16 protein-coding genes are annotated in these 23080 nt (G+C 66.2%); 8 read left to right on the top strand and 8 right to left on the bottom strand.

Going from position 1 to position 23080, the window contains the following annotated elements:
• Positions 1–43 precede the first annotated feature (43 nt).
• The 3 genes from AU185_RS03100 to dnaE all read left to right on the top strand — a co-directional run bounded on the left by AU185_RS03100 (position 44) and on the right by dnaE (position 4551).
• The gene (locus tag AU185_RS03100; protein ID WP_231740330.1) at positions 44–676 is read left to right on the top strand and encodes a TetR/AcrR family transcriptional regulator; all 633 of its coding nucleotides are present in this window, start codon (positions 44–46) and stop codon (positions 674–676) included.
• A gap of 47 nt (positions 677–723) precedes the next feature.
• Positions 724–930 (top strand): hypothetical protein, encoded by a 207-nt coding sequence (locus tag AU185_RS03105; RefSeq protein ID WP_059100037.1) that lies wholly within the window; start codon positions 724–726, stop codon positions 928–930.
• A gap of 75 nt (positions 931–1005) precedes the next feature.
• Entirely contained in the window at positions 1006–4551 is a 3546-nt protein-coding gene (gene dnaE, locus AU185_RS03110) for a DNA polymerase III subunit alpha (RefSeq protein WP_059100038.1), read from the top strand.
• 3 nt (positions 4552–4554) lie between these two features.
• On the opposite strand, the gene AU185_RS03115 is transcribed toward dnaE, so the two are convergent.
• From AU185_RS03115 to AU185_RS03125, 3 genes are read right to left on the bottom strand one after another with little or no spacing between them, the layout of a single operon-like run.
• A complete protein-coding gene (locus AU185_RS03115) occupies positions 4555–5238 on the bottom strand; it encodes a hypothetical protein (RefSeq protein ID WP_231740331.1) in 684 nt (227 codons plus the stop codon).
• A gap of 28 nt (positions 5239–5266) precedes the next feature.
• Entirely contained in the window at positions 5267–6805 is a 1539-nt protein-coding gene (locus tag AU185_RS03120; protein WP_059100040.1) for a sensor histidine kinase, read from the bottom strand.
• A complete protein-coding gene (locus tag AU185_RS03125; RefSeq protein ID WP_502687750.1) occupies positions 6802–7575 on the bottom strand; it encodes a response regulator transcription factor in 774 nt (257 codons plus the stop codon). The genes AU185_RS03120 and AU185_RS03125 overlap by 4 nt, the downstream gene beginning before the upstream one ends.
• A 301-nt stretch (positions 7576–7876) precedes the next feature.
• Here AU185_RS03125 and AU185_RS03130 point away from each other — a divergent pair, with 301 nt between their 5' ends.
• Together AU185_RS03130 and AU185_RS03140 are read left to right on the top strand one after the other, a co-directional pair.
• Complete coding sequence (locus tag AU185_RS03130; RefSeq protein WP_059100042.1) at positions 7877–10210, top strand: SulP family inorganic anion transporter; 2334 nt, start codon at positions 7877–7879, stop codon at positions 10208–10210.
• A gap of 590 nt (positions 10211–10800) precedes the next feature.
• Positions 10801–11214, top strand: coding sequence for an SRPBCC family protein (locus tag AU185_RS03140; protein WP_059100044.1), 414 nt, complete (start codon positions 10801–10803; stop codon positions 11212–11214).
• Here AU185_RS03140 and AU185_RS03145 read toward each other — a convergent pair.
• Positions 11211–11441, bottom strand: a complete 231-nt coding sequence (locus AU185_RS03145; protein ID WP_059100045.1) for a hypothetical protein — start codon at positions 11439–11441, stop codon at positions 11211–11213. The genes AU185_RS03140 and AU185_RS03145 overlap by 4 nt on opposite strands.
• An 87-nt stretch (positions 11442–11528) precedes the next feature.
• Between AU185_RS03145 and AU185_RS03150 the strand changes: the two genes are divergently transcribed.
• Both AU185_RS03150 and ilvA read left to right on the top strand, forming a co-directional pair.
• The gene (locus AU185_RS03150; RefSeq protein ID WP_059100046.1) at positions 11529–11966 is read left to right on the top strand and encodes a nitroreductase family deazaflavin-dependent oxidoreductase; all 438 of its coding nucleotides are present in this window, start codon (positions 11529–11531) and stop codon (positions 11964–11966) included.
• Between the two features lie 29 nt (positions 11967–11995).
• A complete protein-coding gene (gene ilvA / locus AU185_RS03155) occupies positions 11996–13276 on the top strand; it encodes a threonine ammonia-lyase IlvA (RefSeq protein WP_059100047.1) in 1281 nt (426 codons plus the stop codon).
• Here ilvA and treZ read toward each other — a convergent pair.
• The 4 genes from treZ to sucT are packed head-to-tail and all read right to left on the bottom strand — an operon-like array spanning position 13264 to position 21722.
• Positions 13264–15042, bottom strand: a complete 1779-nt coding sequence (gene treZ / locus AU185_RS03160) for a malto-oligosyltrehalose trehalohydrolase (protein ID WP_059100048.1) — start codon at positions 15040–15042, stop codon at positions 13264–13266. The genes ilvA and treZ overlap by 13 nt on opposite strands.
• On the bottom strand, positions 15035–17356 hold the full coding sequence (gene treY / locus AU185_RS03165; protein WP_059100049.1) for a malto-oligosyltrehalose synthase: 2322 nt from the start codon (positions 17354–17356) through the stop codon (positions 15035–15037). The genes treZ and treY overlap by 8 nt, the downstream gene beginning before the upstream one ends.
• 11 nt (positions 17357–17367) lie before the next feature.
• Positions 17368–19545: a glycogen debranching protein GlgX gene (glgX, locus tag AU185_RS03170; protein ID WP_059100182.1), complete on the bottom strand. Its 2178-nt coding sequence runs from the start codon at positions 19543–19545 to the stop codon at positions 17368–17370.
• Positions 19545–21722: an acetyltransferase SucT gene (sucT, locus tag AU185_RS03175; protein WP_059100050.1), complete on the bottom strand. Its 2178-nt coding sequence runs from the start codon at positions 21720–21722 to the stop codon at positions 19545–19547. The genes glgX and sucT overlap by 1 nt, the downstream gene beginning before the upstream one ends.
• 32 nt (positions 21723–21754) lie before the next feature.
• Between sucT and AU185_RS03180 the strand changes: the two genes are divergently transcribed.
• Entirely contained in the window at positions 21755–23050 is a 1296-nt protein-coding gene (locus AU185_RS03180; RefSeq protein ID WP_172800205.1) for an adenosylmethionine--8-amino-7-oxononanoate transaminase, read from the top strand.
• Positions 23051–23080: the final 30 nt, after the last annotated feature.

Here is a 23080-nt window from a genome sequence, read left to right on the forward strand (position 1 = left end):
CATCACGCAGTCACCTCGGGGCGGACGAGGTCGGGGACGCCCGGTGGGCGCCGACTCGGCGGTGACCCGGGCGGCCATCCTGCGGGCGGCCCGCGCGGTGATCAACGAACGTGGTTACGAAGCGGCGACGTTTCAGGCGATCGCGATGCGCGCCGGGATCAGCCGGCCGACCATGCACTACTACTTCGCGACCAAGGAAGAGATCTATGACCGCCTCCACCGCGAGGCGTACTCGGTCGTCTCGGGAGCCATCGCGGCCGCGAGGCTCGAGGAAACGCTGATGAAACAGCTGGCGGCCTTCACAGCCGCTGCGCGCGAACTGGATTGCCCATACGGCTCGACGATGCAGTTCCTCATCACCTCGCTGTTGGAACAGCACCGCCACCCCGGGCTACGGCGCAGCGGAGCGACGGTCGCCGAGGCGGTGACGGGGTTCTTCGTGTGGATGGTCGACGATGCCATCCGCCGGGGCGAGATCGGTGAGGACGTGGACGGCCCGGCGGTGGCCAACATGCTGTCGGCATTGTTCTGGGGTGTGGAACTTTTCGGCGGCTTCCTGGGCGGTTCCGACGGCGTGTCGGGCATTGCCAAGCAACTGAACAGGCTGTTGAGCCAAGGTTTGCTCAAGCAGTCGCCGGCGCCGGTCGGCGTGTCGGCGAACGGCCTCGCGATATAGGGAAACACCCGATTCCTCCCGGGCGTCCGGGCAATAACGTTCGAGGCATGGATGGCTTTTGGTTCGCGGTCATGGTTGCGGGCCTCGTCACGGCGGGCGTCCTCACCCAACTTGGCTGGCAGCTGCCGACGACTGCGGAAGCCAGGCGAGGCCTGGAGCGCGTGCGGTCACGCATCGAAAACGCCCGTCCGTTCGGTGGGCGGGTCGCCACGCGAAGAGTGGTCGAGGCACCCGACCTGCCGAAGCCCTTGTAGCCGCGCAGCACCGGTGAAGACACGCATCCCGACACGCCGAGGACTGTCGGGGCGCGGTCATAGACTGGCCTCCCTATGAGCCCTTCGGATTCGCGGTCGTTCGTGCACCTGCATAACCACACCGAGTACTCGATGCTGGACGGTGCCGCGAAGGTCAAGCCGTTGCTCGCCGAGGCTCAGCGCCTGGAGATGCCCGCGATCGGCATGACCGACCACGGAAACATGTTCGGCGCCAGCGAGTTCTACAACGCCGCCACCGAGGTGGGGATCAAGCCCATCATCGGCGTGGAGGCCTATATCGCGCCCGGTTCTCGATTCGATACCAAGCGCATCCTGTGGGGTGACCCGGGCCAGAAGGGCGACGACGTCTCCGGCAGCGGCGCCTACACCCACATGACGATGGTCGCCGAGAACGCGACCGGACTGCGCAACCTGTTCAAGCTGTCGTCGCTGGCATCGTTCGAGGGTCAGCTGGGCAAGTGGTCGCGCATGGACGCCGAGCTGATCGCCGAGCACGCCGCGGGCATCATCGCCACCACCGGTTGCCCGTCCGGGGAGGTTCAGACCCGGCTGCGGCTCGGCCACGACCGCGAGGCGCTCGAAGCCGCCGCGAAGTGGCGCGAGATATTCGGGCCGCAGAACTTCTTCCTCGAGCTGATGGACCACGGGCTCGACATCGAGCGCCGGGTCCGTGAGGGGCTGCTCGAGATCGGGCGCAAGCTCGACATTCCGCCGCTGGCCACCAACGACTGCCACTACGTCACGCGCGACGCCGCGCGCAATCACGAGGCGCTGCTGTGCGTGCAGACCGGCAAGACGCTCTCAGACCCGAACAGGTTCAAGTTCGACGGCGACGGCTATTTCGTCAAAACGGCCGCGGAGATGCGCGCGCTGTGGGACGACCAGGTGCCCGGCGCCTGCGATTCCACGCTGTTGATCGCCGAGCGGGTGTCGTCCTACGAGGACGTGTGGACGACGCGTGACCGGATGCCGGTGTTCCCGGTGCCCGAGGGCCACACCCAGGAGTCCTGGCTGCGCCACGAGGTCGCCGCCGGGTTGGCCGGCCGGTTTCCGTCATCGCAGGTACCGCAGGAGTACACCGACCGCGCCGACTACGAGATCAAGGTCATCTGCGACAAGGGGTATCCGTCCTACTTCCTCATCGTCGCCGACCTCATCAACTACGCGCGCTCGGTGGACATCCGGGTCGGGCCGGGGCGCGGGTCGGCGGCGGGGTCGCTGGTCGCCTACGCGCTCGGCATCACCAACATCGACCCGATCCCGTACGGGCTGCTGTTCGAGCGGTTCCTCAACCCCGAGCGGGTGTCGATGCCCGACATCGACATCGACTTCGACGACCGCCGCCGCGGCGAGATGCTGCGTTACGCCGCCAACAAGTGGGGTAGCGACCGGGTCGCTCAGGTCATCACGTTCGGCACCATCAAAACAAAGGCGGCGCTGAAGGATTCGGCTCGCGTGCACTACGGCCAACCTGGCTTCGCGATCGCCGACCGGATCACCAAGGCGCTGCCGCCGCCGATCATGGCCAAGGACATCCCGCTCTCGGGCATCACCGACCCGGATCACGAGCGGTACAAGGAAGCCGCCGAGGTCCGCGGGCTGATCGATACGGACCCCGACGTTCGCACCATCTACGAGACCGCGCGCGGGCTGGAGGGCCTGGTGCGCAACGCGGGTGTGCACGCCTGCGCGGTGATCATGAGCTCCGAGCCGCTGATCGACGCGATTCCACTGTGGAGGCGCCCGCAGGACGGCGCGGTGATCACCGGATGGGACTATCCGTCGTGCGAGGCCATCGGCCTGCTGAAGATGGACTTCCTCGGCCTGCGCAACCTGACGATCATCGGCGATGCGCTGGAGAACATCAAAGCGAACCGGGGCATCGAGCTCGATCTCGAGTCGGTTCCGCTGGACGACAAGGCCACCTACGATCTGCTGGGCCGTGGCGACACGCTCGGGGTGTTCCAGCTCGACGGCGGGCCGATGCGCGACCTGCTGCGGCGCATGCAGCCGACCGGGTTCGAGGACGTCGTCGCGGTGATCGCGCTGTACCGCCCCGGCCCGATGGGGATGAACGCCCACAACGACTACGCCGACCGCAAGAACAACCGGCAGGCGATCAAGCCGATCCACCCCGAACTCGAGGAGCCGCTTCGCGAGATCCTCGCAGAGACCTACGGGCTGATCGTCTACCAAGAGCAGATCATGCGGATTGCGCAGAAGGTCGCCGGCTACTCGCTGGCCCGAGCAGACATTCTGCGTAAGGCCATGGGCAAGAAGAAACGTGAAGTCCTGGAGAAGGAGTTCGAGGGTTTCTCCGACGGAATGAAATCCAACGGCTTCTCCTCCGGTGCCATCAAGGCGCTGTGGGACACGGTGCTGCCGTTCGCCGACTATGCGTTCAACAAGTCGCACGCCGCGGGGTACGGCCTGGTGTCGTACTGGACCGCGTATCTGAAGGCGAACTTCCCCGCCGAATACATGGCCGGGTTGCTCACCTCGGTCGGTGACGACAAGGACAAGGCCGCGGTGTACCTGGCCGACTGCCGCAAGCTGGGCATCACGGTGCTACCGCCGGACGTCAACGAGTCGGGGCTGAACTTCGCCTCGGTGGGCGAGGACATCCGCTACGGCCTCGGGGCGGTTCGCAATGTCGGCGCCAATGTCGTTGCCTCGCTTATCAACACACGTACCGAGAAGGGGAAGTACATCGACTTCTCCGACTACCTGAACAAGATCGAGATCGGTGCCTGCAACAAGAAGGTCACCGAGTCGCTGATCAAGGCGGGCGCGTTCGACTCGTTGGGACACCCGCGCAAGGGCCTGTTCCTGATCCACACCGACGCCGTCGATTCCGTGCTCGGCACCAAGAAGGCCGAGGCGATGGGGCAGTTCGACCTGTTCGGCGGCGCCGACACCGCCACCGACGCGGTGTTCACCATCAAGGTGCCCGACGAGGAATGGGAGGACAAGCACAAACTCGCGCTCGAACGCGAGATGCTCGGCCTCTACGTGTCCGGCCATCCGCTCAACGGCATCGCCCACCTGCTCGCCACCCAAGTCGACACCGCGATTCCGGCCATTCTCGACGGCGACATTCCCAACGACACGCAGGTGCGGGTCGGCGGAATCCTGGCCTCGGTGAACCGACGGGTCAACAAGAACGGGTTGCCTTGGGCCTCAGCGCAATTGGAGGACCTGACCGGCGGCATCGAAGTGTTGTTCTTCCCGCAGACATACTCGACGTTCGGCGGTGAGATCGCCGACGATGCGGTGGTGCTGATCGGCGCGAAGGTGGCGATCCGCGACGACCGGATCTCATTGATCGCCAACGACCTTGTGGCGCCGGACTTCTCCAGCGCCCAGCTGAACCGTCCGCTGGCGGTCAGCCTGCCGACGCGGCAGTGCACCGTGGACAAGGTCACCGCGCTCAAACAGGTGCTGGCCCGCCATCCCGGCACGTCCCAGGTGCACCTGCGGTTGATCAGCGGTGAGCGGATCACCACGCTGGAATTGGATGTGTCGCTGCGCGTGACGCCGTCGTCGGCGTTGATGGGCGACCTCAAGGCGCTGCTCGGGCCCGGCTGCCTCGGCGGCTGACAGTCACCCCAAAACGTTCACCGCCCTGGCGATCACCAGTCCAGCCGTCGACAGCGCCACCATGGCTTGCACCGTCATCATCATCTTCGCCCACCGCGCCAGCGGCATTGTGTCGGTCGGGGAGAACGCCATCACGTTGGTCACGCTGACGTAGAGGTAGTCCAGGAACGTCGGACGCCAATCCGGCCTCGTCACTTCGGGATTGGTCATCTGCGGAAAGAGGAAGTCGGGATACGGGCACTCGCCGGCGTGCCGCGCGAACGGCCCGCCCCGGTCCAGTTCCCAGTACCAGATACCGAACACGATGACGTTCGTGATGAAGATCGCCGCGCCGCTGCCGAGCAGTACGGCCGCATCGTTTCGGACGGCTCCGGTCAGGATGCTGATGTCGAGCAGGACCGCCGAGACGGTGTTGTCGACGGTGATCGCCGCCAGCAGTGCCCAGGTCGCATACCTGCCGAACCGCGTTCGGCGCGACATCAGCAGAGGGTTGATCGCCAGCAGCGCGAGCAGCAGCAGCGCCTCCAAGGTCAGCAAGGGCCAGCGGGGGACGAGGGTATAGCTCTTCGGGATGGCGACCTGCAGCGCCATGGCGGCCACCACGGCGAGCACCACGGGCATGGTGCTTTCCGGATCGCCGCGCCGCAGCCACGCAGGCAAGCGGTGCTGTTCCGGTGGCGAGTTCACCACACAATTGTGGTGCGCCGCCATGAAACTACGGAGTCGCGACACGCTCCGGGTCGGTCGCGCGAGGCGCAACGACACCGGGCAGCACTACGGTGAATGTGGTCGAGCCGGGCGCGGACTGTACCGATACGGAGCCGTTGTGCGCCTGGGCGATTGACGCGACGATGGCAAGGCCCAGGCCAAGGTTGCCGAACTCGCGGGAGCGGGACTTGTCGGCGCGGACGAATCGGTCGAACAGGTGCGGCAGCAGTTCACTGGGAATGCCGGGACCGTCGTCGTGCACCACCAGCTCCACCCGGGCCGAGCCGGTGTCATCGACACGACGTGCGACGGTCGTCGTCACCGTGGTGCCGGCCGGGGTGTGGTCGACCGCATTGGTCAATAAGTTGCTGAGCAGCTGGTGCAGCCTCGCGCGGTCGGCGAGAACCCAGATCGGATCGTCGGGCAGCACCAGATGCCAGTTGTGATCGGGTGACGAGACCGTGATGTCGCTGACGGCGTTGGTGGCCAGGTCACTGAGGTCGACGTCCTCGGTCAGTAGATCCTGCCGTTCATCGAGGCGGGATAACAGCAGTAGGTCGGCGACCAGCGCGGACATCCGGTTGGACTCGGCTTCGATTCGCGCGAGCGCATACTCCGTGGTCTCGGGCAGCTGGGCGCTGTCCTGCCGAGTCAGCTCGGCATAACCGCGGATTGCGGACAGCGGGGTACGCAACTCGTGGCTGACGTCGGCGAGGAACCGGCGCATGTTCCGGTCGGACTCGGCGCGTTTGGCCAGCGCGGAGTCGACATTGGCCAGCAACCGGTTCAGGGCGCGGCCGACTATGCCGACTTCGCTGTCCGGGTCGGTGTAGGCGTCGTCGACCCGGATGTCGATGCGGTTCTCCGGACTCGCCAGCGGCAACTTCGCCACGCTCGCCGCGGTCGCCGCGACCCGGCGCAACGGACCCAGGGCGTAGCGGACGGTCAGCAGGGTGCCTACCGCGATGACCAGCAGCGCGGCGAGGACCAGGAGGACAGTGCTGACGATTCCCCGAGCGACCGCCTGGTCGGTGGGACGCAAGCTCACCGCAGCCACCAACCAATCGGTGCTGTCGATGGCCATGCCCTGCAGCCGGTAGCGGCCGAGTTCGCCGAGCTGCGCGTCGAACGGCGAGCCGTCGTGGTACCAGTCGATGCTTTCGATGGCAGAGATCGCGTCGGGCGGTGCAGGTTCTGGCTCGTCGTCGGTGAAGATCGCGGAGCCGGCGACCTTTCCGTTTCGAACGACCGCAATCAACGAACCCACCGGTTGACCGGTGAAGCGGATCAGCGCATGGGGGCCTTCCACGCCGAACAATTGCGGATGCGTCTCGGTGTAGGACAGCTTGGTGTACGAATGCCTCAGTGCCGCCAGCGAATTGGCCAGACGCTCGTCAGTGAGGTCGTAGGCGTAATCGCGCAGACTGATCAGGTGCAGCACACCCATGACCACCATGACGACGCCGACGACGCTGGACAGGCCGAGAACAAGCCGCCGCCGCAGGGTCCGCGGGATCCACCATCGCGCTCGCCTGGTCGGTGTCACGACGGAGGTCGGAGCATGTACCCGATGCCGCGCACGGTGTGAATCATCGGCTCCCGGCCGCTGTCGATCTTCTTGCGTAGATACGAGATGTAGAGATCGACAATGCTGGTTCTGCCGTCGAAGCCGTAGTTCCACACCTGGTCGAGGATCTCCGTGCGGCCGATGGCACGACCTGGATTGCGCATCAGGTAGCGCAGCAGTTCGAATTCTGTTGCGGTCAAATCGATTGCGGTTCCGTCGCGGGTGACGGTGCGGCTGGCGCCGTCGAGCGTCAGCTCGCCGACCGTGATCTCGTCCTGCGGGGCAGTGGCGGTGTACTGGGCACGCCGCAGCAGACCGCGGATGCGCGCCACAAGCTCCTCGAGGCTGAACGGCTTGGTCATGTAGTCGTCTGCGCCCGCCGTCAACCCCGCGACCCGATCGGCCACCGAATCACGGGCGGTGAGAAACAGTATCGGGGTGTAAGACTCCGATTCACGCACCCGCTGCAGAATCTGCATACCGTCGAGGTCGGGCAGCATGATGTCCAAGATCAGCACATCCGGCGCGGACGCGTTGAACTTGGCAACGGCATCTTCGCCGTTGTGGGCGATGTCGACCTGCCAGCCCTCGTAATGCAGGGCCATCTTGACCAGGTTCGTCAGCGCCAGTTCATCGTCGACCAGGAGCACTCGGATGACCGAACCATCGGCGCGATAGATCCGCGGCAGTTTCCCCAAGATCGCTTGGCGGTGTGGAGGCGGCCGGGTCGGTTGCGATGTCATGGTGATACTTCCCTTGATACAGACGGCATACGAGGGTGGCAACAAATTCATATCCCGCGCATATAAACGGAAATTCATCGCATCGCAACGCCGAGTTGGTTTAGCCCCCAACATATATGCGTTCGGTATGAAGGACGACGATCTGCTTGCCGTGCACCGGGCACGTTTCTAGCGTGGCTCTTGGTGGACGACGGCGTCTACCCATTTGAACTTCGCATATCGCCTTTGGCCCATGGAGATTCGTTTCGCCGCGGCTGGCTGATGGGGCGCTCACTGAAACGACTTTGGAAATGGACGGGGATTGCCGATGAGTAATGGCCAGCAGGTGGATGTCGTGGACCGACCGGTCGGCGATGCGCCCGCGCCGCCGGAGGCGAACCGCTGGCGGTCCGTGTTGCGCTACGACGTGCCGGCGTCGCTGGTGGTGTTCCTGGTCGCTCTGCCGTTGTCGCTCGGTATCGCGGTGGCCTCGGATGCGCCGGTGCTCGCCGGGTTGATCGCTGCGATCGTCGGCGGAATCGTGGCCGGGGCCCTCGGCGGATCGCCGCTGCAGGTCAGCGGGCCTGCCGCGGGGCTGACGGTTATCGTCGCCGGGCTGATCGGGCAATTCGGATGGGCAGTGACATGCGCGATCACGGTCTGCGCCGGCGTGCTCCAGGTGCTGTTCGGGCTGAGCCGCGTGGCGCGCGCGGCGCTGGCCATCTCACCGGTTGTGGTCTACGCGATGCTGGCCGGGATCGGCGTCACCATCGCCTTGCAGCAGGTACACGTGCTGCTCGGCGGCGAATCGAAGAGTTCGGCGCTGACCAGCATCACCGAGCTTCCAGCGCAGTTGTTGAACGTCGAAGGTGCGGGTCTGGCTCTTGGCCTCGCTGTCATCGCCGTGCTCGTGTTGTGGCCGCGCGTTCCCGGGCCCGTCGGCAAGGTGCCTGGACCGCTGGTCGCGATAGTCAGCGTGACCCTGGCTTCGGTGGTACTTCCGCTCGACGCCCCGCGGATCGCGATCGACGGCTCGCTCCTGGACGCGCTGCAATTGCCTGACCTGCCCGACGGAAACTGGGGCGCCTTCGCCGTCGGCGTGCTCACCGTGGCACTGATCGCCAGCGTGGAGAGTCTGCTGTCGGCGGTGTCGGTGGACCGACTGCATGGCGGGACGCGAACGAACTTCGACCGGGAAATGCTCGGCCAAGGCAGCGCCAACATCGCGTCGGGCGCGATCGGCGGACTGCCGGTCACGGGCGTGATCGTGCGTAGTTCGACCAATGTCGCCGCCGGTGCCCGCACCCGAGCGTCGGCGATCTTGCACGGTGTGTGGTTGCTGTTGTTCGCGCTGCCCTTCGCCGGCCTCGTTCAGCAGATACCGTCCGCGGCACTGGCTGGCCTGCTGATCGTGATCGGCCTCAAACTCGTCAAGTGGCCGGAGATCAAGACGGCCCACCGCACCGGCGACTTGGCGATCTACCTGGTCACCATCTTGACTGTGGTGTTCGTCAACCTGCTCGCCGGCGTGCTGATCGGGCTCGCCCTGGCTGTCTTGCTGGTGCTGTGGCGGGTGGTGCGAACGCGGATCCGCGTCGACCACACGGGTGACGACCACTGGCGCGTCGTCGTCACGGGCTCGCTTACGTTCCTTTCCCTGCCGCAACTGACGCGGAAGCTGGCGGCCATCCCCTCGAGTGCCACGGTGACTCTCGAGCTGTTCGTGGACTTCCTCGACCATCCGTGCCAGGAGTCGATTGCCCACTGGCAGCGCCAACACGAGGCCGGGGGAGGCACCGTGCACATCCACGAGCTAGGACCCGTGGACATGAACAGCGCCCTGCACGGTCCCCCGGAACGTGCACTCAGGTCGCCGTCCGACCACCTGGCCGGCGTGCTGCCGTGGAGTTCATGGCAGCGAGACGGCGCTGCGAACGTCAACGGTGACGCAGCGAACGGGTCCAGGGCCAGGGGAGGCACCGTCAACGGCCACGGAACCGACGGAGCGCCGCCGTTGATTCTCGACGGGCTGGCCGAATACCAGCGGCGCACCGCGCCGGTGATTCGGCCGCACCTACGAGAGCTGGCCCACGCTCAGCGACCCGAGACACTCTTCATCACCTGCGCCGACTCGCGCGTGGTACCGAACGTGATCACGTCGAGTGGCCCGGGCGATCTGTTCACCTTCCGAAACGTCGGCAACCTGGTGCCCGCGGATCGCAGCGACGCCTCGGCAGAGGCGGCGATCACGTTCGCAGTCGAGCACCTCGCCGTCTCGTCGATCGTGGTGTGTGGGCACTCCAGCTGTGGAGCGATGACGGCGTTGTTGTCGGCACCCACGAACGGATCGGTGCACAAGGGCGGCGACGATCCACTGAGTTCGTGGCTGAGACACGGTCGACACACCGTCAACGCGTTCCGCGGCGGCGACCACCCGGTTGCTTGGTCAGCGGCTGCTGCCGGGTTCTCCGCAGTCGATCAACTGAGCATGGTCAACGTGGCGGTCCAAGTCGAGACGCTGCGCCAGCATCCGATTGTCGAGAAGGCTTGCCGCGAAGCCGGCTTGCAGGTCTTCGGCCTGTTCTATGACATCGCATCCGCAACCGTACTGAGGGTCTCGGCCACCGAGGTCGAGACGTTGGCTTTCGAGCCAAGCGCCTGAGCCCGAGCGGCCTGCCGCCGCTTTTCCTGCCAATAATATGAGCGCACATATATGAGAATTCATATATGTGCGCTCATATATGTGCGACAAATGAATCCATGGCCATTCTTGCATACCGCCCCTAGACTTTAATTATCGGTGAATTCTTGATTAAGTCGGAGGGCTGAAGTGAACATCAAGCGGGTAGCGATTGCGTCGGCTGTCACGGCCGCCGCGATGGCAGCGGCACTGACCGTCGGGAGCGGGCCGGCCGTCGCCGCGCCAACCGGACCGTCGGCGAATGAAACCATCGCCAGGCTGCAAGCCGAGGGCAACAGGGTCGTCGTCAACAAGGTTGGCGCCGGGCAAGATTGCTCCGTCACCTCTGTCCAGACGGTGCGCACCCCTGCGCCACCGGCGCCCCGCGGCAGGACAATGGGGGGCAACCCCCAGATCGGCAACCCCTTTCAACAGCACCCGCCCACTGTGCATGTCGGGGTCAAGTGCAGCTGACCGCATTCTTTTTTGCCGTCGAGTGTGAGCTTATTTCACGCCTAAAGAAGAAAAGCGTGCATTGATCCAACACTCGGCGCATAATTGACCGTGAACATATAGAGTCGCGACACGTAAGCATTTGGATCAACGGCACGCCGGAAGCGGTCTACGAGTTCGCCGCTGACCCCCGGACGTGGCCGCGGTGGGCTGCGGGACTCGCAGCGGGTGGCCTTCGCCAGACGGCGGAGGGCTGGGTGGCCGACTCACCGATGGGTGAGGTGACCGTGGAGTTCGCCCCGCCGAATGAGTTCGGCGTGCTCGACCACGTCGTTCGCCTGCCGACCGGGGAAGCGGTCTACAACCCGATGCGTGTGCAACCCGGCGGTGTCCCGACGGACTCTGACGAATCCCGCTGCGAGGTGGTGTTCACCGTGCGCCGCCGGCCGGGCATGACCGACGAGGAATTCGACGCCGACGTCTCGGCGGTAGCCGCCGATCTGGCGACGCTGAGGAAGTTGATCGAAGACTAGAGGCGTGTGGAGCAGAGCGCGCTGAACACCATCCAGGTGACCGTGCCGACCGCCGCACCGGCGAGCACTGCGGTGGCCGCGGTAGCGGTCGCCACGCCGACCACCAGCGCCACCACCGCGCCCAGCGCGAGGGCGATGAGCTTGTATGCCGGCCACGGCACTCCGGCAACGTTCACCTCGCACGCGGCGCGGGCGGCCGTGGAGCGGAAGTCACCGGCAGTTGTCATAGAACCACGATAGCTCGTAATCAATGTTTCGGCCAGCCGAAACACCGGATCAGGTCACCGGATTTTCGGCCGGTCTAAGCTGGTGAGATGCCACTTTCCGGAGATTATGAACCGAGCCCGTGGGATTGGGTGCGCGACCACGCCGACACGATCATGGAGTCCGGCAGCACCGACGGCGTAGAGATGAAGGGCAAACCCATCATCCTGCTGACCACGATCGGGGCTAAAACGGGCAAGATCCGCAAGACGCCGTTGATGCGTGTCGAGCACGACGGCCAGTACGCGGTGGTGGCGTCGCTGGGTGGTGCTCCGAAGAACCCCGTCTGGTACCACAACATCAAGGCTCATCCTCGGGTGGAGTTGCAGGACGGCGCGGTGACCAGGGAATACGAAGCGCGCGAGGTCACCGGTGACGAGAAGGCCCTCTGGTGGAAGCGTGCCGTCGACGCCTGGCCCGACTACGCCGAGTATCAGCAGAAGACCGAACGCCAGATCCCGTTGTTCGTGCTGACCCCGATTAACTGAAAACCGCAGGTTGGTGGCACCATTGACCGGTGTCCGCTGAACTGAGCCAGAGCCGGAGAATGTCGCCGCTGACCGCGGCCGACGTCGATGAGGCTGCTCAGCGAATTTCGGGCGTGGTGCTGCGCAGCCCACTGCAGACCAGCGACCGGCTCTCGGACGCCACCGGCGCGACCGTGTATCTCAAGCGCGAGGACCTGCAGCCGGTGCGGTCGTACAAGTTGCGCGGCGCGCACAACCTGCTGATGCAGTTGTCCGCCGATGAACTGGCCGCCGGTGTGGTGTGCTCGTCGGCAGGCAACCACGCGCAGGGCTTCGCGATGGCCTGCCGGTCCATGGCGGTCCGCGGCCGCGTGTACGTGCCCCGCAAGACGCCCAAGCAGAAGCTCGACCGCATTCGGTTCCACGGCCGCGAGTTCATCGAGTTGATCGTCGTCGGCAGGACGTACGACGAGGCCGCGGCCGCCGCGTTGGCGGATGTCGCCCGCACCGGTGCGACGCTGGTGCCGCCCTACGACGACCTGCGCACGATGGCCGGCCAGGGCACGATCGCCGCCGAGATCCTCGACCAACTCGACGAGGAACCGGATCTGGTGGTCGTTCCGGTCGGCGGCGGCGGATGCATCTCGGGTATCACCACGTACCTGGGCGAGCGGACGAGTCGCACCTCCGTGCTCGGCGTGGAACCGGCGGGCGCGGCGGCGATGATCGCGGCGCTGGCCGCCGGCGAACCGGTCACCTTGGACCATGTCGACCAGTTCGTCGACGGGGCGGCGGTGAACCGCGCCGGAGCGTTGCCGTACGCGGTGCTGGCGGCGGCGGGCGACATGGTCTCGATGACCACGGTTGACGAGGGCGCGGTGTGCACCGCAATGCTCGACCTGTACCAGAACGAGGGCATCATCGCCGAGCCCGCGGGCGCGTTGTCGGTGGCCGCATTGATGGAGACCGACATCGAGCCGGATTCGACTGTGGTGTGCGTGATCTCGGGCGGCAACAACGACGTTTCGCGGTACGGCGAGGTGCTCGAGCGCGCGCTGGTGCACCTCGGGCTCAAGCACTACTTCCTCGTGGACTTCCCGCAGGAGCCCGGGGCGCTGCGCCGCTTCCTGGATCAGGTTCTCGGCCCGAACGACGACATCACGTTGTTCGAGTACGTCAAGCGAAACAACCGCGAGACCGGAGAGGCGCTGGTCGGTATCGAGCTCGGGTCGGCACCGGACCTCGAAGGTCTGCTCGAGCGGATGCACGCCTCGGAGATCCACGTCGAGGCGCTGGAGCCGGACTCGCCGGCCTACCGCTACCTGCTCTGAGTGGGCGAGGACTTGACGACGGCGAACGAATGCCCCTCGAGCCGTGTGCTTTCGGCCTCGACCGCGGGATCGCCCCAGGCCAAAACCACCTCGCCGGTGACCGGCACCTCGACGGAATCGCCACCCAGGTTGCAGGCAATGGCATATGCGCCGCGGTGCATCACGATCCAGCGTGCGCCTTCGTCGTAGTCGATCCGCAGGTTCGCCAACCACGGATCGGCGAAATCAACTTCTCTGTGCCGCAACGCGATCAGCCCGCGGTACACCCGCAGCAGTCGAGCGTGATCATCGTCGTCGATCTCATCCCAGTTCAGCTTTGAGCGAAGAAAGGTTTCGGGGTCTTGGGGGTCGGGGATCTCGTCGGCATCCCAGCCGTGCTCGGCGAACTCGCGCTTGCGTCCTTCGGCGGTGGCCCGCGCCAGTTCCGGCTCCGGATGCGAGCTGAAGAACTGGAACGGCGACGACGAGCCCCACTCCTCACCCATGAAAAGCATTGCTGTATAGGGAGATCCGACGGCCAACGCCGCCTTGACGGCCAATTGGCCGGACGTCAGGTTCTGTGACGGGCGGTCGCCCGTCGCGCGGTTGCCCACCTGGTCGTGGGTGAGGGTGTAAGCCAGCAGGCGGGTGGCCGGAATCGTGGCGGTGTCCAACGGCCGGCCGTGCCTGCGGTGGCGGAACGAGGAGTACGTGCCCGCGTGGTAGTAGCCGTGTTTCAGCGTGGTGGCCAGCGCCTCCAGCGTACCGAAATCGTGGTAGTAGCCCTGCCGTTCACCCGACACCGCGGAATGGATCGCGTGGTGGATGTCGTCGTCCCACTGCGCGGTCATCCCGAGGCCCCCTCGATCGCGCGGCGTGATGAGCCGCGGATCATTGAGGTCGCTCTCGGCGATCAGCGACAGTGGCCGACCCAACCTTCCTGCGAGAGCATCGGTTTCGGCCGACAGCTCTTCGAGGATGTGGATCGCCGTCGTGTCCACCAGCGCGTGCACCGCATCCAAGCGCAGGCCGTCTGCGTGGAAGTCGCGCATCCAACGTAACGCGCAGTCGATGATGTAACGACGCACCTCGTCGGCGCCGGCGTCGGCGATGTTGATCGACTCGCCCCACGGATTGCTGCCCGAGGACAGGTACGGCCCGAACCGCGGCAGATAGTTACCCGATGGGCCCAGGTGGTTGAACACCGCGTCGATCAGCACGCCAAGCCCGCGCCGATGGCAGGCGTTGACCAGCCGTACCAGGGCGTCCGGCCCGCCGTAGGGTTCGTGCACCGCGTACCAGAGCACACCGTCATAGCCCCAGCCGTGGGTGCCGCCGAACGCGTTCACCGGCATCAACTCGACGAAGTCGACGCCGAGATCCACCAGGTAGTCCAGCTTTTCGATCGCGGAGTCGAACGTCCCCTCGCGCGTGAAGGTACCGACGTGCAGTTCATAGATCACCTGGCCCTCGATCGAGCGGCCCGGCCACTCCTCGTCGGTCCACGCGTCGGGCGCCGGCTGCCACAGTTGTGATCGGGCGTGCACGCCGTCGGGCTGGCGCGGCGAGCGCGGATCGGGAAGCACGGTCGGGTCCTGGACATCAAGCTGGTCGAGCACGAAGCCGTAGCGCGCGTCGGGCCTGGCCTCGACCGCTGCGCGCCACCACCCGTCGCCGGAACGGGTCATGTCGTGCAGTGTGCCGTCGACGTCCAGCCGTACCTGCTGCGGCAGCGGCGCCCACACACTGAACGCCGTCGGCCGAGCCGACGATCCGGTCTCAGCCATCGGCGCGCTCCAGCAGTGCGACCGGCAGCTCAGTGAACAACTCCGCGGCCTGCACTCGGCCGCTGTGCCGGCGGCCGCTGATCCGGTCGGTCCACTCGCCCGGCGGCAAGGCCAACGAGGTGTCGCCCCAACCCGTTTCGGACAGTCGAACCGAATGCCGGGTGACCGCGGTCAGCACCTCGTCGCCACGCCGGAAGGCCAAGAGGTGCTCGGCCGCGGCGCCGTCGGCCAGCATCGGGGTGTAGCCGCCACCGCAGAAGGTGGTCGGCCGGTCCCGTCGCACCGCCAGCGCCGCCGCGACGACCCGCAGCTTCGGATGGCGCGTCGCGCTCAGCGCATCACGGCGCGCCGCGTAGTCGACGGGCCTGCGGTTGTCCGGATCGACGAGGCTGTCCTCCCATAGTTCGGTGCCCTGGTAGATGTCGGGAACGCCGGGCACGGTGAGTGCCAGCAGCTTCTGGCCGAGCGCGTCGCTGCGGGCATGCAGGTCCAGCCGGTCCACCAGCGACGTCATCTCGGCGGCGACGGGACCGTCGAGCACGGCGTCGAGCCATGTATGCACCGCTGTCTCGAAGTCGTCGTCCGGGTCGTTCCAGGTGGTGTGCACCGCGGCTTCGCGGATCGCCTTCTCGGCGTAGGCATGTATCCGCCGGCGTAGTTCGTCGGTGATCTCGCCGTCGACGGGCCACACGCCGAAAAGGTTCTGCCAGAGGAAAAGTCCGGTGCCCGCATCCGGCGGCGGGGCGGTCAACGTCCACTTGCCGATGAGCTCCGCCCACAGCGACGGCACCTGCGAAAGGAGCCCGATGCGCGCGCGCACGTCTTCACCGCGCTTGGTGTCGTGGGTGGTCAGCGCGACCATGGCGGTCGGCCACATTTGGTCGCGCACCGCGGCTCGCTGGTGGAACTCCGCGACGCTGACGCCGAAGTGGTGTGGTTCGGCACCGACTTCGTTGAGCGAGACGAGCCGCGCGTCACGGTAGAACAGGCAGTCCTCCATCGATTTCGCGGTCGCCGCGCCGCACAGCTGCTGCAAGCGCACCTCGGTTTCCGTGCTCACCGCCAGTGCCGCCGCGATCACCGACAGCGGCCGTGCCAGATCTGGTTCGGCCGAGGCTGTTTCGGCGAGTGCACTGGGCAGCACACCGGACAGCGACCGGTAGTCGGATCGGTAGACCGCGATGCGGCTGAGCAGTGCCGCGATCGCGGCGGGCAGATCGTCGTGGTCGGTGCCGGTGGCGGCGACGATCGTGCGGCGCAGCCGGGCCAGTTCGCTGCGTAGGGTGTCGGTCACCGCGTGGGCCTTCAGCTTTCGCGCCAGTGCGGGCATGTCGTCGTAGGACTCGCCGGTGGAGTCGAACAGGTCGGTCAGGGCTTGCTCGCCCGTGGAATCGAGAAACACCCCGCCGATCTCTCGCATCGCGTCATACCCGGTGGTGCCGTCGACGGGGAGGGTCGGTTCCAGCGGCTCGTCGGCGGCGAGGATCTTCTCGATGACGATCCAGGCTTCCGGCCCGGTGAGCTCCCGCAGCCACGTGAGATAGCCGGCCGGGTTCGACAGCCCGTCGGGGTGGTCGATGCGGATCCCGTCGACCAGCCCCTCGTCGAACCAGCGCTTCACCTCGGCGTGGGTGGCGTCGAAGACGGCACGGTCCTCCTGGCGCAGGCCGGCCAGCGATGTGATCGAGAAGAACCGGCGGTAGCCGCAGATCCCGGATAATCTCCCCGTCGCTTCGCTCGCACCGGCGCGCCAGCCGATCAGGTGGTAGTGCTGGCGGTCGTGCACCTGCGGGCCGGTGCCGTCACCGGTGCCCGGGGCGATCGGGTAGACGAGTTCACCGAGGCGCAGCACCGGTTCGTCCCCGCTGTCGTCGACCACGAGATCGCTTGCGTCGTCGTCGGAGCCCAGCACCGGCAGCACGACGCGCCCACCGTCGAGATCCCAGTCGATATCAAAAAAGGAGGAGAACGACGAATCCCGGCCGTGCTTGAGCACGTCCCACCACCACGGGTTCTGTCGCGGTTTCTCCACCCCCACGTGGTTGGGCACGATGTCAACAATCAAGCCAATGTTCCGTTTGCGAGCCGCTCGCGACAACCGCGAAAACCCCTCGGCGCCCCCGAGTTCGGCCGACACCGTGGTGGGGTCGGTGACGTCGTAGCCGTGCGTGGAGCCGGTCGCGGCGGTGAGGATCGGCGATAGATACAGGTGCGACACTCCCAGCGCCGAAAAGTAATCGAGCAAGTTCTCGGCGTCGGCGAAAGTGAAGGCGTCACCGCGCATCTGGAGGCGGTATGTCGACGTAACCGGCATGATCGAGAAACTCAAGCCGTCTTACGCATCACCAGCAGCGAGCGCGCAGGCAGCGCGATCTTCTCGCCGGCCTTCGCGACCAAGTCGGTGAATCCGGTGGCGTCGGCGGTGTCCAGCGCCGCGGTCCACTCGTTGGCGTAGCTGCTCGTCGGGGTGACGAAGTCCTGCGGCTGGTCGTGGGCGTTGAAGCACAACAGGAACGAGTCGTCGACGACCCGTTCACCGCGTTCGTTCGGGGCCGAGATGGCGTCGCCGTTCAAGAACACCGCCACGCACTTGCCCAGACCGGTGCCCCAGTCCTCGAGCGTCATCTCCTCGCCGGCCGGTGTCAGCCAGGCAATGTCGCGGACCTGGTCGCCGCTGCGGATCGGTTTGCCCTCGAAGAACCGTCGCCTGCGGAACACCGGATGTTCCCTGCGCAGCTTGGTGACCTTGCGGGTGAACTCGAGCAGGTCGGCGTTCGTCTCACACAACGACCAGTCCACCCAGGAGATCTCGGAGTCCTGGCAGTAGACGTTGTTGTTCCCCCGCTGGGTGCGGCCGATCTCGTCGCCGTGCGAGATCATCGGCGTGCCTTGCGACACCATCAGGGTGCCCATGATGTTGCGCATCTGCGTGCCGCGCAGCGCCAGGATGTCCGGATCGTCGGTGGGCCCTTCGACACCGCAGTTCCACGACCGGTTGTGGCTCTCGCCGTCGCGGTTGTCCTCGCCGTTGGCCTCGTTGTGCTTCTCGTTGTAGGACACCAGGTCGTTCAACGTGAAGCCGTCGTGGCAGGTGACGAAGTTGATGCTCGCCGATGGCCGGCGACCCGTCGCTTCGTAGAGGTCGGAGGAACCGGTCAGCCGCGATGCGAACTCGCCCAGGGTTGCGGGCTCTCCCCGCCAGTAGTCACGCACAGTGTCGCGGTACTTCCCGTTCCACTCCGTCCACAAACCTGGGAAGTTGCCGACCTGGTAACCGCCTTCGCCGACGTCCCACGGTTCGGCGATCAGCTTCACCTGGCTGACGACCGGATCCTGTTGCACCAGGTCGAAGAACGCGCTCAAGCGGTCGACGTCGTAGAACTCGCGGGCCAGCGTGGCGGCCAGGTCGAAGCGGAACCCGTCGACGTGCATCTCGGTCACCCAGTAGCGCAGCGAGTCCATGATGAGTTGCAGGGTGTGCGGGTGGCGGGCGTTGAGGCTGTTGCCGGTGCCGGTGAAGTCCTTGTACAGGCGAAGGTCGCCGTCCAGCAGTCGGTAGTAGGCGGCGTTGTCGATGCCGCGGAAATTCAGCGTCGGGCCGAGGTGGTTGCCCTCGGCGGTGTGGTTGTAGACCACGTCGAGGATGACCTCGATGCCGGCCTCGTGGAATGACCTGACCATGGTCTTGAACTCGGCGACCGCGCCGCCCGCGTTCTTGGTGGCCGCGTATTCGTAGTGCGGCGCGAAGAAGCCGAAAGTGTTGTAGCCCCAGTAGTTTCGCAGTCCGAGGTCGACCAGCCGGTGATCGTGCAGAAACTGGTGCACGGGCATCAACTCGATCGCCGTCACGTTCAACGACTTGAGGTGGTCGATGATCGCCGGGTGACCGAGCCCCGCGTAGGTGCCCCGCAGCTCCTCGGGAATGCCCGGGTGCCGCTGTGTCATTCCCTTGACGTGGGCCTCGTAGATGACCGTCTCGTGGTACGGCGTACGCGGCGGGCGGTCGGACGCCCAGTCGAAGTACGGATTGATGACGACGCTGGTCATGGTGTGGCCCAGCGAATCGATGCGTGGCGGCGTGCCGCCCGTGGCGAGATCGTCGGCGGTCAGGTCGTAGGAGAACAACGCCTGGGAGAAATCGAAGTCGCCGTGGAATGACTTGCCGTACGGGTCGAGCAGCAGCTTGCTCGAATCGCACCGGTGTCCGGCCGCCGGGTGCCACGGGCCGTGCACGCGAAAGCCGTAGCGCTGGCCCGGCGTGACCGTCGGCAGATAGCAGTGCCAGACGTAGCCGTCGACCTCCTCGAGGTTGACCCGCTCCTCACGGCCGTCCTTACCGATGAGGCACAGCTCCACCCGGTCGGCGACCTCGGAGAACAGCGAGAAATTGGTGCCCGCGCCGTCGTAGGTGGCGCCGAGGGGATAGGAGGTTCCCGGCCAGACGGTAGGCACCGAGCCCCCTCGTCTTCCTCGCCGGCGCGACGCCGGCTCGCCGGAGGTCATCAGCCGGCCCACCAACCGGTGATGGCGGCGATCTGGCGGCCCAGCTCCGGGGCCATCGTGCGCATATACGTCTTCGAGATGTGGTGAGCGTCGTGGTATAGCAACACGTTTCCCTCCACCGCCCGGCAGATGTCCTTGCGGCACACCGCGTTACTCATGTCGAGTGGCTTGAGCAACGGGAACCGTTCGACGAAATCGAGTGTGGGATTGTATTCCGACAGTACGTCGGAACGTTTCGTTCCGCAGGAGATGGCGTCGCCGCCGTCGGCAAGACAGTCGGCGGCGAAGAACGGCTCCCCGTTGCGAACCAGCCATGGCGTGTCGCGCATGGCGAGGATCGGAATGTTGTTGTCGGACAACTCCTGCCAGATGCCGATATACGTGCCGGGCATCACATCGCCGGCTCTGATGTTCCACGGCCGTGTCGAGGTGGTGAAGACGTAGTCCGGCCGGTCGGCGACCAGCTTGGCCATCACGCGCTCGTTCCACTCATGGCACTTCGGGTACGGGCGGTTGTCGCCCATCACCAGCGGAACCTTCTCCGTCGTCAGCGGGCACCCCATCTTCAGGTAGGTGACCACCTTGAAGTGGTGTCTCTTGCCCAGGAGGTCCAGCGCGGTGATCCAGTGCTCGGCGTGCGAACCGCCCGCCAGTGCGATGGTGCGCCTGGCGTTCTTATCGCCGTATGCGCAGTTGATCACGTCGACGTTGTCGAAGTCGCTGATGCACCCGTCTTCGGTAGTCTGCGGCAGGTCGTTCTTGGCCTCGAGCACCGTCGGGCGCATCGGCAGTTTCGGCACCTTCGCCTTCGCCAGTAACGCCGCGGCGCCCGGATAATCCTGCGATGAAAGGCCAAGGAGCTCTTCGCCATTCGTGCGCTGGATGAGTACATGCTCGCGCCAGCCGAACGACGTCACGGTCAGCGCCACACCCAACAACGCGACCACGGAGCCCAGCACCACCGTCGGCCTGCGGCGCCGACTCCTCGATTGCGCGACAGCGGATGAAGCCCCCGTGGACCGGTATCGCAGCGGGTTCTCGACGTACTTGGTGGTGAGCCACGCCAACGCTCCGGAAACCAGCAGCACCACCGCGCCCTCGACGAAGGTCGCGCGGCTGTGTCCGCTGTAGGACAGCCAGAAGATCAGCAGCGGCCAGTGCCAGAGGTATAGCGAGTACGCCATCGCGCCCAGCGACACGAACGGCGCCGTCGCCAGCAGGCGGTTGGGCAGCGGCATCCGCCCCGCGGTGTGCGGGTCGGCCACCCGGTTCGCTGCGGACAGGATGAACAGCATGGTGGCGCCGACCGGAACCAGCGTCCACGGGCCGGGGAACTCCTTGACGCCGTCGATCAATGCGCCGCACGCCAGGATCGCCGCCAGCGCGATGACCGCGGCCGTCGTCCGTAGCCACATCGGCCAGCGCAGGTGCGATACGAGCGCGCCGACCAGGGCGCCGAGCAGTAGCTCCCAGGCTCTGGCGAAGCTGTTGTAGTACGCGGTGGCCTGGTCGGCGTTGTGCGCGAAGATCGCGTAGACGAACGACGCCACGGTCAGCACGCCGAGCAACGTCAGGAATGCCGGCCGCATGTGCCGACGAAAGACCCGCCGAAACAGCAAGGCGGACAAGAAGATCACCGCGAGGAATGCGATGTAGAACTGGCCCTGCACCGACATCGACCAGATGTGTTGCAGCGGGCTGACCGCCTCACCTGCTCGCAGGTAATTCGATGCGGAGTTCGCCAGCTCCCAGTTCTGGAAGTAGCCGAGGCTGGCCAGGCTCTGATCTGCGAACGTCTCCCAGCGGGTCTGCGGCTGGATCAGGATGGTCAGCACCGCCGAAGCCGCCAGCACCACCACCAGCGCGGGCAACAGCCGGCGGACCAGCCGGGTCACCTCCGGAACGGGCCACAGCGAGGCGCCCGGCGTCATCGCGGTGCGCAGCAGTCGCCCCCCGAAGAAGAAGCCCGACAGCGCAAGGAACACATCGACCCCGCCGGAAACGCGACCGAACCACACATGGAAGACCGCGACGAGCGCGATCGCGATGCCGCGCAGCCCGTCGAGATCGTGCCGGTATGACGACGATGCGCGGGCACCGCTCGAAGTTTTCCCGGCACGCGACGAGGGGCCCGGGTAAGCGACGGGCGCCGGCCGGGGAGGGGCGAGGGTCATCATGGTCGACGGATAATCTACCGAAGGTGCCAGCCATGACGCCCGCCGAGATCAGCGCGGTCGACGCCGCCCACGTCTGGCATCCCTACAGCACGATCGGCGCCGGAGCGCTGGCTCCGGTGGTCGCGGTGGGTGCTCGCGGGGCATGGCTGACACTGCACCACGACGGTCGCGAGCTGCAGGTTCTCGACGCGATGGCGTCGTGGTGGACCGCTATACACGGGCACGGTCATCCGGTGCTCGACGCGGCGATCACGAGTCAAGTCGAAACCATGAATCACGTCATGTTCGGCGGGTTGACGCACGAACCGGCCGCGCGGCTCGCGCAGTTGCTCGTCGAGATCACCCCCGAGGGGCTGGACACCGTGTTCTTCAGCGATTCGGGCTCGGTCTCGGTGGAAGTGGCCGTCAAGATGGCGCTGCAGTACTGGCGCAGCCTGGGCCGGGGCGCCAAGCACCGGCTGATGACGTGGCGCGGCGGCTACCACGGCGACACGTTCACCCCGATGAGCGTGTGCGACCCGGACGGCGGGATGCACGAGCTGTGGGCCGGCGAAAACTCAGTGCTGGCCCGCCAGGTGTTCGCGCCGCCGGTGCCGCGCGACTACGACGCCGCCTACGTTTCGGTGTTCGAGAGCCAGCTGGCCGATCACGCCGACGAACTGGCCGCGGTGATCGTCGAGCCGGTGGTGCAGGGCGCGGGCGGGATGCGGTTCCACGACCCGCGGTATCTCGCCGATCTGCGGGACATCTGCTCCCGCCACGAGGTGCTGCTGATCTTCGACGAGATCGCGACCGGTTTCGGCCGCACGGGCGAACTCTTCGCCGCCGACCACGCAGCCGTCAGCCCGGACATCATGTGTGTCGGCAAGGCGCTCACCGGCGGCTATATCACGCTGGCCGCGACCCTGTGCTCGCGCGAGATCGCGAACACCATCAGCACCCACGAGCCCGGCGCGCTGATGCACGGGCCGACGTTCATGGCCAACGCGCTGGCGTGCGCGGTCGGTGTGGCCTCGGTCGAGGTGCTGCTCGGGCAGGACTGGCGGTCGTCGGTGCGGGGCATCTCGCAAGGTCTGCATGATGGGCTGTCGGCCGCCGCGACGCTGCCGGGTGTGGCCGACGTGCGGGTGCTCGGCGCGATCGGGGTGATCGAGATGGAGCGGCCGGTGGACCTGGCGGTGGCCACGCCCGCGGCGCTCGAGCACGGCATCTGGCTGCGGCCGTTCCGCAATCTCGTCTACGCGATGCCGCCGTATATCTGCACACCCGACGAGATCGGCCAGATCAGCTCAGGCATGGTCGCGGTCGCTCGGGCCTTGACGGGTTGATCGCATGGCGGACGTGCGCGAGGGCTCATT

It is taken from the genome of Mycobacterium sp. GA-0227b, assembly GCF_001499855.1.
Taxonomy (GTDB): Bacteria; Actinomycetota; Actinomycetes; order Mycobacteriales; family Mycobacteriaceae; genus Mycobacterium.

Coding starts and splice junctions, on each gene's coding strand:
- AU185_RS03105 (WP_059100037.1), top strand. CDS start 724: ATGGATGGCTTTTGGTTCGCGGTCATGGTTGCGGGCCTCGTCACGGCG.
- dnaE (WP_059100038.1), top strand. CDS start 1,006: ATGAGCCCTTCGGATTCGCGGTCGTTCGTGCACCTGCATAACCACACC.
- AU185_RS03130 (WP_059100042.1), top strand. CDS start 7,877: ATGAGTAATGGCCAGCAGGTGGATGTCGTGGACCGACCGGTCGGCGAT.
- AU185_RS03145 (WP_059100045.1), bottom strand. CDS start 11,441: ATGACAACTGCCGGTGACTTCCGCTCCACGGCCGCCCGCGCCGCGTGC.
- AU185_RS03150 (WP_059100046.1), top strand. CDS start 11,529: ATGCCACTTTCCGGAGATTATGAACCGAGCCCGTGGGATTGGGTGCGC.
- treZ (WP_059100048.1), bottom strand. CDS start 15,042: ATGGCTGAGACCGGATCGTCGGCTCGGCCGACGGCGTTCAGTGTGTGG.
- treY (WP_059100049.1), bottom strand. CDS start 17,356: ATGCCGGTTACGTCGACATACCGCCTCCAGATGCGCGGTGACGCCTTC.
- glgX (WP_059100182.1), bottom strand. CDS start 19,545: ATGACCTCCGGCGAGCCGGCGTCGCGCCGGCGAGGAAGACGAGGGGGC.
- sucT (WP_059100050.1), bottom strand. CDS start 21,722: ATGATGACCCTCGCCCCTCCCCGGCCGGCGCCCGTCGCTTACCCGGGC.
- AU185_RS03180 (WP_172800205.1), top strand. CDS start 21,755: ATGACGCCCGCCGAGATCAGCGCGGTCGACGCCGCCCACGTCTGGCAT.